The sequence below is a fragment of the Saccharopolyspora sp. NPDC045839 genome, assembly GCF_056431645.1.
The window spans coordinates 15,631-27,400 of sequence record NZ_JBWKKH010000053.1 but is presented as its reverse complement, the minus strand read 5'-3'; the positions used below and the strand labels follow the sequence as shown (position 1 = coordinate 27,400).

Here is an 11,770-nt window from a genome sequence, read left to right as displayed (position 1 = left end):
ACGCCCCCCCCCCCCCCCCCCCCCCCCCCCCCCCCCCCCCCCCCCCCCCCCCCTTCCCTCCCCCCCCCCCCCCCCCCCCCCCCCCCCCCCCCCCCGCCCGCGCACGCCGGGCGAGGTATATTGGCGGGTCGGGCCTGCGCGTCGCACGCGGGCTTCTCCCCCCGACCCTCCCAGCACGAGGTGGCGAATTGTCCAACGCCCGAGCCGATCGGGATGCCGTCCGCACGCAGGAGATCGCAGCCGAGCAGCAGTACCTCACGATGCTGTACGCGAAGCTCGACGCGGTGCGGCAGGAAACCACGCAGCGCCTGAAGGACACGCTGCGGGACAGCGGCGGGCCGCCGCAGGCGCGCACCGAGCGCGACATCTCCACCAGGATGTACACCGACAAGCTCACCCAGCTGAGCGCGGTGGAGCACGGGATGTGCTTCGGGCGGCTGGACCTCGACGGCGGCGAGACGTTCCACGTGGGCCGCCTCGGTCTGTTCGACGAGGACAACGAGTACGAGCCGCTGCTGCTGGACTGGCGGGCCCCGGCGGCCCGGCCGTTCTACCTGGCCACCGCCGCCGCGCGGGACGGCGTGCGCCGCCGGCGGCACCTGCGCACCAGCTGGCGGAAGGTGCTCGACTACGAGGACGAGGTGCTCGACCTCGACACCGCCGAGCAGGGCAGCGACCTGGGCCTGGCCGGCGAGGCCACGCTGCTGGCCCGGCTCGACGCCCGCCGCACCGGGCAGATGCAGGACATCGTCGCCACCATCCAGGGCGAGCAGGACCGGATCATCCGGGCCGGGATGAACGGCGTGCTGGTGGTGCAGGGCGGTCCCGGCACCGGCAAGACCGCCGTCGCGCTGCACCGCGCCGCCTTCCTGCTGTACACCTTCCGCGAGCAGCTGTCCAAGCGCGGCGTACTGGTGGTCGGCCCGAACCAGACGTTCCTCCGCTACATCGGGCAGGTCCTGCCGTCGCTGGGCGAAACCGGCGTGCTGCTGTCCACTGTGGGCGGTCTCTACCCGGGGATCACCGCCACCGGCGTGGAATCCGCGCGGGCGGCGGAGATCAAGGGCCGCGCGAGCATGGTCGAGGTACTCGCCACCGCGGTCCGCGACCGGCAGCAGGTGCCCGCCGACTACACCGAGATCACCTTCGACCGGGAGGCGCTGCGCATCGACCGGCGCACCGCGACGCAGGCGCGCACCCGCGCCCGCCGCTCCCGCAAGCCGCACAACCTGGCCCGGCGGATCTTCCACAACGAGATGTTCTCCGCGCTGACCCTGCAGGTCGCCGACCGGCTCGGGCGCGACCTGCTGGACCGCCGCGACCTCGACGAGATCAACCGCGAGCTGCGCGCCGACGCGGTGGTGGGCAAGGCGCTGGACGAGCTGTGGCCGGAGACCACCCCGCAGGAACTCCTGGACGACCTGCTGTGCTCGCCGGAACTGCTGGCCTCCGCCACCCACAAGCACCTGGACGACGCCGACCGCGACGAGCTGCTGCGCCTGCCGGGCACGCCGTGGACGCCCGGCGACGTGCCGCTGCTGGACGAACTCGCGGAGCTGCTCGGCGAGGACGACGCCCAGGCCCGGGCCGAACGCGAACGCCAGGAGCGCGAGGAACTCGCCTACGCGCAAGGCGTTCTGCACATCATGGAGCAGGACGAGGAGCTGGCCGACGAAGAGCGGCTGCGCGTCTCCGACGTGCTCGACGCCGAGCTGCTGGCCGAGCGGTTCCGCAGCAGCAGCGACCTGACCGCCGCCGAACGCGCGGCCGACGACCGCACCTGGACCTTCGGCCACGTCATCGTCGACGAGGCGCAGGAGCTGTCGCCGATGGCGTGGCGGGTGCTGATGCGGCGCTGCCCGAGCCGGTCGATGACGCTGGTCGGCGACGTCGCCCAGACCGGCGCGCTGGCCGGCGCCGACTCCTGGCACGAGGTGCTGCACCCGTACGTCCAGGACCGCTGGAAGCTGGTCGAGCTGACCGTCAACTACCGCACCCCGGCCGAGATCATGGCCATCGCCGCCGACGTGCTGTCCGAAATGGACACCGACCTGGTGACGCCGCGCTCAGTGCGCACCAGCGGGCACCGGCCGTGGACCCGCCGGATCCCGGCCGTGGACCTCGGCGCCGAGCTCCCGTCGGTGATCACCGACGAGCTGCGCGAGATCGGCGAGGGCAGGCTCGCGGTGCTGCTGCCGCCGGAGCTGCTGGCCGGGATCGGGCCGCGGCTGGCGGAATCCCTGCCGGAGGCGGTGATCGGCACCCGGCCCGACGACCTGGAAGCACCGGCCGTCCTGCTGACGGTCGACCAGGCCAAGGGCCTGGAGTTCGACTCGGTCCTGGTGGTCGACCCGGCGGCGATCGTGGCGGACTCCGAACGCGGCCTGAACGACCTCTACGTGGCGCTGACCCGGGCGACGCAACGCCTCGGCGTGGTCCACCCGGATGAGCTCCCGGCGGTCCTGCGCGGCATGTGACCACACCATCACGGCCCCGCCCTCGTCGGCGCGAGACCCACCAAGATCATCAAAACCGTCGGCCACCTGGGCCACAATGCCCTCATGACCGATCATCAGGCGCCCGCCCGTCCGCTGCTGCGCCGTCCCGAGGACGGGGAACTCATCGACGTCGCCGGTGTCGCGCACTTCTTCCGCCTCACCAGCGAGCACACGGGCGGGCACTTCGCCTTCGAGGAATTCAGCCTGGCTCCCGGCGTCATCGGGGCCAGGCCGCACGTGCACGACGGGCACGACGAGTACTTCTACGTCCTTGAGGGCGATTTGACGCTGCACAACGGAGACGGCGAGGTGACGGCCGGTCCCGGACATCTGCTGGCCGCCACCCGCGGCACCCCGCACGGCTTCCGCAATGCGGGCCCGGCCCCCGCACGCGCCCTGTGCCTCTACACCCCCGCCGGATACGAGAACTACTTCCGCGACGTCCACGCCGCCGTGAGCGCCGGGGCCGAGACGACCGACGAACTGCTGGCCGAATTCCGCAGCCGTTACCGGACCCGCTCCCACCAGGTTCCCCCGAACACGCCTTGACCAGTCCCATCTGACCGCCGGTAAGGCGCCAGAACACGCATGACACACTCGGCCGGGTGGATTCCGATTTCGTCCGGTGGCTTCGCAGTCTTGGCCGCGACGGCCTCGCTACGTTGCTGAAAAGCCGACCCGAGGCAGTGGGAGCCCGCTCGCTGCCCGAGCTGGCGGCCATCCTCGACTCCCCCGGCTCTGTGCAGCACGCGTTGGAACAGCTCGACTCCGGGTGCAGTGCGGTGCTCGGAGCGCTCTGCACCCTCGGGGACGGGTGCACCTCCGGCGCGATCGAGAAGTTGCTCGGCGACGACCCGGAAGTCGAACGTGCACTGCAGGCTCTGCAGGAACAGGCCCTCATCCGGCCGAACCCACCGGGAGCGTTCCGGCTTGCCGCACCGCTGCGCGCCGCCCGCATCGCGGGGCTGGGCCGCCCGGTCGCGCAGCTCCTCCACCCGCACGTGAGCAATGTCGTCCGCGGTATCGCCGAAGCCCTCGGATTGGCGCCCGCCAAGCGGAAGGCCGACGCGGTGCAGCGGATCGAAGATTTCATGCGGGACCCGGCGAAGGTGTCCGCCGAGCTCGCGAAAGCACCCGGCCCGGCCGTTGAACTCGCCGTGCAGTTGGCACACGCCGACTCGCTCCTCGGTTACTCGCTCGGCGACCCGTCGCCGCGGAGCCCGGAGGTACGCTGGCTGGTCGACCGGGGCTTTCTGGTCAGTCAGAGCCAGTACGCCAGCGACGGCGGCCCGTTCGAAATGCCCCGCGAGATCGGGCTGGCTCTGCGCGAGTCCGCGGACAAACCGGTGCTCCGGCCCGAACCCGCGATGCCGCCGACCACTCTGGTCGACCCCGTCGAGATCGACAAGGCGGCTACGTTGGCCGCAACCGCATTCGTCGACGGAGTGGCTCGGCTGCTCGAACACTGCGCCGCCAACCCGCTGGCGCAGCTGCAGAACGGCGGAGTCGGCCTCCGGGTGCTCAAGCAGGTCGCCAAGGCCCTGCGGACCGACCAGCACCAGGTCCGGCTCTGGTTGGAGACTGCCGCCACAGCCGAGTTGCTCAGCATTGATGGAGCCGGCTGCGTCACTGCGTCGAACCTCGCCGATGATTGGCAGCAGGCAACACCCGCACAGCGCTACGCCCACCTGGCGCGAGCCTGGTGGAAGCAGCCGGCTGCGGCCATGTTCAGCAAGGTCATGGACAAGCCCGATCCGGCGCTGCTACCGCGCCCCAACTCGTTCGACCGCACGTTCCGCATGGACCTGCTGGCAGAGCTTTCCCGTTGGGAAGCGAGTGCCGCATTGGGCGAGCCGAACTTGATCGGCGAGAAGCTGGCCTGGAAGCGACCGGTACTCTACTGCTGCGCGGACTGCCTGGTCGATCCCATCCAGGTCAACTGGGCCGAGGCCGAAGCCATCGGCGCGATCGCCTGCGGGGCACTGTCCACATTGGGCCGTTGCGTGGCCGACGAGGAAGCGCTGCTGTCGGCCGCCACGCGGCTACTGCCCGATGCGCGGGAATCCGCGCTGCTGCAAGCGGACCTGACCGCGGTGGTGGCCGGTACGCCCAGCGGCCGACTTGCCGCCACCCTGAACCTGATGGCCGACCCCGAAGGCCGGGACACCGCATCGACCTGGCGGTTCAGCCCCGAATCCGTCCGGCGAGCGATGGACCAGGGCCACACCGCCGACGACCTGGTCGACAAGCTCACCGCAATCGCCCACACGAACCTGCCGCAACCGCTGGAATACCTGATCATGGATGTCGGGCGGCGATTCGGCCAGTTGCAGGTCCGAAACGTGCGCTGCTGCGTGCTCGGCGAGGAGGCCCTCCTGCTGGAAATCAGCGGAAGCCGTTCGCTGCACGAGCTGTCGTTGCACGCCTTGGCGCCGACCGTGCTCGCATCGAGCAAACCTGCGAAGGAGACCCTGGCCGCGCTGCGGAAAGCGGGATATGCCCCGGTGCAGCAGAAGACCGACGGCACTGTCGCGGTCGAGCGCACCGTCGACGACCACCCGCCGATGCCCGTGGAACAGCCCTTCCACCCGGCTGCGCCGGAACCGCCGGCGGAAGCCGGGCTCCGCGAACTCGCCGAGCACCTGCTGGCCCAACCGGACGAGACTCCGTCCGCAGCCGCGCTCCCGGTCGGTCCCTGGATCGACTTCCGGATCATGCCGCCAGACTTTCCGGCGACATGACGAAGCGCCCACCCGGTCGGATTGATACCGGATGGGCGCTTCCTCTTCAGTTCTGGAAGATCACACCGCCAGCGGGAGCGCCGTGGGGTGCACCGGCGACGGGAGCTGGGAGGCGCCGGTGAGGTGGGCGTCGACCGCGTTGGCCATCGAGCGGCCCTCCGCGATCGCCCACACCACCAGGGATGCGCCGCGGTGCGCGTCGCCGCAGACGAACACGCCCGGCGCGGTGGTCTCCCAGTTCGAGCCGCAGCCGATGGTGCCGCGCTTGGTCAGCGAGATGCCCAGGCCGTCCAGCAGCGGCATGTGCTCGACACCGTCGAAGCCGATGGCCAGCAGCGCCAGGTCGCAGGGGATCTCCTGGACCTCGTCGGACACCGGCACGACCTGCCGGCGGCCGTTCTCGTCGCGCTGCACCTTCACCTCGCGCAGCCGCACCGCCCGCACGTTGCCCTCGCCGTCGCCGACGAACGCCTCGATCGCCACCGCGAACTTCCGCTCGCCGGCCTCTTCGTGCGCCGGGTAGGTGCGCAGGATGTACGGCCAGGTCGGCCACGGCGACCGGTCGTCGTCGCGGGTCGTCGGCGGCTGCGGGTAGTTGTCCAGCTGCGTCACCGAAAGCGCGCCCTGCCGGGTCGCGGTGCCGTAGCAGTCCGCGCCGGTGTCGCCGCCGCCGAGGATGATGACGTGCTTGCCCTGCGCCGAGATCGGCGTCGGGCCGTCGCCCTCGCACTCCTTGTTCGCCGGCACCAGGTGCTCCATGGCCAGGTGCACGCCCTTGAGGTCCCGCCCCGGGATCGTGGTGTCGTCGCGGCCGCGCAGGGCGCCCACCGCGAGCACCACGGCGTCATAACCGGCGCGCAGTTCCTCGATGGTCAGGTCGACGCCGACCTCGCAGCCGGTGATGAACCGGGTGCCCTCGGCGCGCATCTGCGCCAGCCGCCGGTCCAGGACGGACTTCTCCATCTTGAACTCGGGGATCCCGTAGCGCAGCAGGCCGCCGATGCGGTCGTCGCGCTCGTACACGGTCACCTCGTGCCCCGCGCGGGTCAGCTGCTGCGCGGCCGCCAGCCCGCCCGGCCCGGAGCCGACCACGGCCACCCGCTTGCCGGTGTGCGCCTCCGTCATCTGGGCGGAGACGTAGTCGTTGGCCCAGCCGACCTCGGCGATGGTCTCCTCGACCCGCTTGATGGCCACCGCGCCGCCGGCCTCCGGCGAGATCGCCAGCACGCAGCCCGCCTCGCACGGCGCGGGGCACAGCTTGCCGGTGAACTCCGGGAAGTTGTTGGTGGCGTGCAGCCGCTCGGCGGCGTCCTGCCACTGGCCGCGGCGCACCATGTTGTTCCACTCCGGGATCAGGTTGCCCAGCGGGCAGCCGGCCGAACCCGAGTGGCAGAACGGGATGCCGCAGTCCATGCACCGCGCGGCCTGCGTGGCGGTCTCCGCCTTCTGGTCCTCTGTGGACAGCGCGGCGTAGACCTCCTGCCAGTCGCCCAGCCGCTCGTCGACGGGGCGCTTGGGGGCGTCGGCCCGCGCGTGCTTCAGAAATCCCCTCGGGTCAGCCACGGGAAGCCTCCATGATCGCCTCGTCCACGTCCCGGCCCTCGATCTTGGCCATCCGCATGGCATCCAGGACACGCTGGTAGTCGCGCGGCATCACCTTGGTGAACGCCGCCGAACGCCGCGGCCAGTCGCCGAGCAGCGAGGCCGCCACCGCCGAACCCGTCAGTTCGTGGTGCCGCTGCACGATCTCGTGCAGCCACTTCAGTTCCTTGGCGCTGGGCCGCTGCAGGTCCACCATCGCGGTGTTCACCCGGACCGGGTCCAGGTCGAGCACGTAGGCGATGCCGCCGGACATCCCGGCGCCGACGTTGCGGCCGGTGCCGCCGAGCACCACCGCGCGACCGCCGGTCATGTACTCGAAGGCGTGGTCACCGGCGCCCTCCGCGACCGCGATCGCACCGGAGTTGCGCACGCAGAACCGCTCGCCGACCTTGCCGCGCAAGAAGATCTCGCCGCTGGTCGCGCCGTAGCCGATCACGTTGCCCGCGATCACCTGGTCCTCGGCGGCGAACGCCGAATCCGGGTGCGGGCGCACGACGATCCGCCCGCCGGAGAGGCCCTTGCCGACGTAGTCGTTGGCGTCGCCGACCATCTCCAGCGTGATGCCCGGCGGCAGGAACGCGCCCAGCGACTGCCCGGCCGACCCCTCCAGCTCCACGTGGATGGTGTCCGCGGGCAGGCCGTCGCCGCCGTAGCGGCGGCTGACCTCGGCGCCCAGCAGCGTGCCGACCGTGCGGTTGACGTTGCGCACCGGCAGCTCCAGCCGCACCGGGCGCGCGTCCTCCAGCGCCGCCTCGGCGAGCTGGATGAGCGTGCGGTCCAGCGCGTGGCCCAGGCCGTGGTCCTGCTCGCGGACCCGGCGCCGCACCGGCGAGTACGGCGTCTCGGGCTCGGCGAAGACCGGGGTCAGGTCCAGGCCGCGCGCCTTCCAGTGCGCCATCGCCTCGTCCTTGCCCAGCGCCGAGACCTGGCCGATGGCCTCGTCCAGGGTGCGGAACCCGAGCGCCGCCAGGTACTCGCGGACCTCCTGGGCGATGAACTCGAAGAAGTTCACCACGTGGTCGACCTGGCCGGTGTAGCGCTTGCGCAGCACCGGGTTCTGGGTGGCGACGCCGACCGGGCAGGTGTCGAGGTGGCACACGCGCATCATCACGCAGCCCTCGACCACCAGCGGCGCGGTGGCGAAGCCGTACTCCTCGGCGCCCAGCAGCGCGGCGACGATCACGTCGCGGCCGGTCTTGAAGCCGCCGTCGACCTGCACCGTGATCCGGTCCCGCAGGCCGTTGAGCAGCAGCGTCTGCTGCGCCTCGGCCAGCCCGACCTCCCACGGCGTGCCGGCGTGCTTCAGCGACGTCAGCGGCGCGGCGCCGGTGCCGCCGTCGTGGCCGGAGATCAGCACCACGTCGGCGTGCGCCTTGGACACACCCGCGGCGACCGTGCCGACGCCGATCTCGGAGACCAGCTTGACGTGGACCCGGGCGTGCTCGTTGGCGTTCTTCAGATCGTGGATCAGCTGCGCCAGGTCCTCGATCGAGTAGATGTCGTGGTGCGGCGGCGGCGAGATCAGCCCGACGCCGGGCGTGGAGTGCCGGGTCTTGGCGATCCACGGGTACACCTTGTGGCCGGGCAGCTGCCCGCCTTCGCCGGGCTTCGCGCCCTGCGCCATCTTGATCTGGATGTCCGTGGCGTTGACCAGGTATTCGCTGGTGACGCCGAACCGGCCGCTGGCGACCTGCTTGACCGCGGAACGGCGCTCCGGGTCGTAGAGCCGGTCGACGTCCTCGCCGCCCTCCCCGGAGTTGGACTTGCCGCCGATCCGGTTCATCGCGATCGCCAGCGTCTCGTGCGCCTCCGCGGAGATCGCGCCGTAGCTCATGGCGCCGGTGGAGAACCGCTTCATGATCTCCGAGATCGGCTCGACCTCGTCGATGTCGATCGGCGCCCGGCCGCTGTTCAGCTCGAACAGCCCGCGCAGCGTGCCGCCCTCGGCCGACAGCCGGTCGCATTCCGCCGTGTACTTGCGGAACACGTCGTACTCGCCGGTCTTGGTGGAGTGCTGCAGCAGGAACACCGTCTCCGGCGTGAACAGGTGCAGCTCGCCCTCGCGGCGGTAGGAGTAGTCGCCGCCGACCTCCAGCTTGCGGTGCACCCGCTCGGTCGGGTTGTCCGGGTAGGCGCGGCGGTGCCGCTGCGCGACCTCCTCGGCCAGCACGTCCAGCCCGACGCCGCCGAGCTTCGAGGTGGTGCCCTCGAAGTACTCGCCGACGACCTGCCCGGACAGGCCGACCGCCTCGAAGACCTGCGCCGCGGTGTAGGCGCCGACGGTGGAGATGCCCATCTTCGACATCACCTTCAGCACGCCCTTGACCAGTGCCTGAACGTAGTTGCGGATCGCCACCTTCGCCCGCGTGCCGGTGATCTGCCCGGTGGCGATCATGTCCTCGATGGTCTCGAACGCCAGGTACGGGTTGACCGCCGCGGCGCCGTAGCCGAGCAGCGTGGCGACGTGGTGCACCTCGCGGGCGTCGCCGCTCTCCACCACCAGCGCGACGCGAAGCCGCTCCTTGGTCCGCACCAGGTGCTGGTGGACCGCCGAGACCAGCAGCAGCGACGGGATCGGCGCCATCCGGTGGTCGGAGTCGCGGTCGGAGAGCACCAGCACGCGCGCCCCGGCGGCGATCGCCTCGGACGCCTCCTCGCGGATCCGCTCGATGGCCTCGTCCAGCGCCTCGCCGCCACCGTCCACTTCGTACAGACCGGAGAGCACGGCGGAGGCGAAGCCGGGCAGGTCGCCGTCGTCGTTGACGTGGATGAGCTTGGCCAGCTCGTCGTTGTCGATCACCGGGTTGGGCAGCACGATGTGCCGGCAGGACGCGGCCGACGGGGACAGCAGGTTCTGCTCCGGCCCCATCACGCGGGCCACCGAGGTGACGATCTCCTCCCGGATCGCGTCCAGCGGCGGGTTCGTGACCTGCGCGAACTGCTGCACGAAGTAGTCGTAGAGCATCCGGGAGCGCTGCGACAGCGGCGCCGGCGGGGTGTCGGAGCCCATCGAGCCCAGCGGCTCGCCGGCTCCGGTGGCCATCGGCGCGAGCAGCAGGCTGAGCTCCTCCTCGGTGTAGCCGAAGGACAGCTGGCGGCGCACCACCGACTCGTGGGTGTGCACCACGTGCTCGCGGTCCGGCAGCTCGTCGACGTTGAGCAGCCCGGAGTGCAGCCACTCGCCGTAGGCGTGCTCCCCGGCGAGGTCGGACTTGATCTCCTCGTCATCGACGATGCGGCCCTGCTCGGTGTCGATCAGGAACATCCGGCCCGGCTGCAGGCGGCCCTTGGCGACCACCTCTTCGGGCTTGAGGCTGAGCACGCCGGTCTCGCTGGCGAGCACCACCCTGTCGTCGGCGGTCCGCCACCAGCGGGCCGGGCGCAGCCCGTTGCGGTCCAGCACCGCGCCGACCAGCGTGCCGTCGGTGAAGGTGACGCACGCCGGGCCGTCCCACGGCTCCATCAGGCTGGCGTGGAACTGGTAGAACGCCTTGCGCTCGGGGTCCATCTCGGCGTGGTTCTCCCACGCCTCCGGCACCATCATCAGCACCGCGTGCGGCAGGCTGCGGCCGCCGAGGTGCAGCAGCTCCAGCACCTCGTCGAAGGAGGCGGAGTCCGAGCCGTCGCCGGCGCAGATCGGGTACAGCCGGGAGAGGTCGCCGGGGATCAGGTCGGAGGCCAGCAGCGCCTCGCGGGCCCGCATCCGGTTGCGGTTGCCGCGGATCGTGTTGATCTCGCCGTTGTGCGCGACGTAGCGGAAGGGGTGCGCCAGCGGCCACGACGGGAAGGTGTTCGTGGAGAACCGGCTGTGCACCAGCGCGATCGCGCTGACCAGCCGCTCGTCGCCGAGGTCCGGGAAGAAGGCGGGCAGCTGCTCGGTGGTCAGCATGCCCTTGTAGACCAGGGTGCGGCTGGACAGCGACGGGAAGTACAGCTCCAGCCCGTCCTGCTCGGCCACCCGCTCGGCGCGCTTGCGCAGGCAGAACGCCAGCCGGTCCAGCTCGACGCCCGCCTCGCCGTGGTGCCCGGCGACCAGCAGGATCGCGAAGTGCGGCATGCACTTCTGGGCGGTGCTGCCCACGCCGGCCCGCTCCGGGGTGATCGGCACGTCGCGCCAGCCCAGGACGCGCATGTTCTCCTCGGCGGCGACCCGCGCCACCAGCTCCACCACCCGCGCGCGCTGCTCGGGATCGGTGGGCAGGAAGGCCATGCCTGCCGCGTAGCGGTGCCGCCCCGCCTCGTCCGGCTCCGGCAGCTCGACGCCGGCCTCGGCGCGCAGCAGCTCATCCGGCAGCTGGAGGAGGATGCCCGCACCGTCACCGCTGGTCGGCTCGGCGCCGGCGGCACCTCGGTGCTCCAGGTTGGCGAGCGCGGTCAGCGCATCGGCGACGATGCCGTGGGAACGGCGGCCGCGGATGTCGGCGACCATGGCGACACCGCAGGAATCCTGTTCCGCAGCCGGGTCGTACAACCCCTGGGCTGCTGGGACGGCGGAGAAGACCACTGCGCAGACCTCCCTCGTCATTTCTCGTGCTGGAAGCCCCCGGTCAATTCCTGACCTGACTTCATGACTTCTGGGCACGGGACGACGCTGGCCCGCAGATGGCTCCCGGCGGCACGACAGAAGTTTTCGGGCTTTCGAAAGCCCGCTCGTGACCGGAGCGTTTAGAGAACTTTAACAGCCGCGATACCCGGAAGCAGCACTCTGGGCGTGATGCTGACCATCTTGTAGTAACACACTCGTTTGGGTTACCGCGCTCGCGATCGAACGCCTCCGAACACGGTCCGTCGTCAAATTTAACCGCTGGGTCGCGCCCCGGGTAGCCCCCGTGCCGCAGGACACTCCCGCACGGCGCGGACGGCCGATCTTCTCCTGATATCTTTCCAGCTCAGAGCGCCCGCGACGCGGGTGCTCGCGGGACGCCAGCG

General features: G+C 71.2%; 5 protein-coding genes. 3 read left to right on the top strand and 2 right to left on the bottom strand.

Translation table 11 applies throughout. The features are described 5' to 3' along the window. Window positions 1–188 precede the first annotated feature (188 nt). The 3 genes from AC07EQ_RS40845 (at window position 189) to AC07EQ_RS40835 (ending at window position 5,239) form a co-directional block, all read left to right on the top strand. Window positions 189–2,477, top strand: a complete 2,289-nt coding sequence (locus tag AC07EQ_RS40845) for a HelD family protein (RefSeq protein WP_478393159.1) — start codon at window positions 189–191, stop codon at window positions 2,475–2,477. An 84-nt stretch (window positions 2,478–2,561) separates the two neighbouring features. Beyond that, the gene (locus tag AC07EQ_RS40840; RefSeq protein WP_478393158.1) at window positions 2,562–3,047 is read left to right on the top strand and encodes a cupin domain-containing protein; all 486 of its coding nucleotides are present in this window, start codon (window positions 2,562–2,564) and stop codon (window positions 3,045–3,047) included. A gap of 56 nt (window positions 3,048–3,103) precedes the next feature. Continuing rightward, window positions 3,104–5,239 (top strand): helicase-associated domain-containing protein, encoded by a 2,136-nt coding sequence (locus AC07EQ_RS40835; RefSeq protein WP_478393157.1) that lies wholly within the window; start codon window positions 3,104–3,106, stop codon window positions 5,237–5,239. A 60-nt stretch (window positions 5,240–5,299) separates the two neighbouring features. On the opposite strand, the gene AC07EQ_RS40830 is transcribed toward AC07EQ_RS40835, so the two are convergent. Both AC07EQ_RS40830 and gltB read right to left on the bottom strand, forming a co-directional pair. Further along, window positions 5,300–6,802 carry a glutamate synthase subunit beta gene (locus AC07EQ_RS40830; protein ID WP_478393156.1) on the bottom strand — a complete coding sequence of 501 codons (1,503 nt, stop codon included), beginning with the start codon at window positions 6,800–6,802 and terminating at the stop codon, window positions 5,300–5,302. Beyond that, the gene (gltB, locus tag AC07EQ_RS40825; RefSeq protein ID WP_478393176.1) at window positions 6,795–11,345 is read right to left on the bottom strand and encodes a glutamate synthase large subunit; all 4,551 of its coding nucleotides are present in this window, start codon (window positions 11,343–11,345) and stop codon (window positions 6,795–6,797) included. The genes AC07EQ_RS40830 and gltB overlap by 8 nt, the downstream gene beginning before the upstream one ends. Window positions 11,346–11,770 lie beyond the last annotated feature (425 nt).

Bases quoted from the DNA above. Each gene is read 5' to 3' on its own strand.
- AC07EQ_RS40840 (WP_478393158.1), top strand. From the start codon at position 2,562: ATGACCGATCATCAGGCGCCCGCCCGTCCGCTGCTGCGCCGTCCCGAG.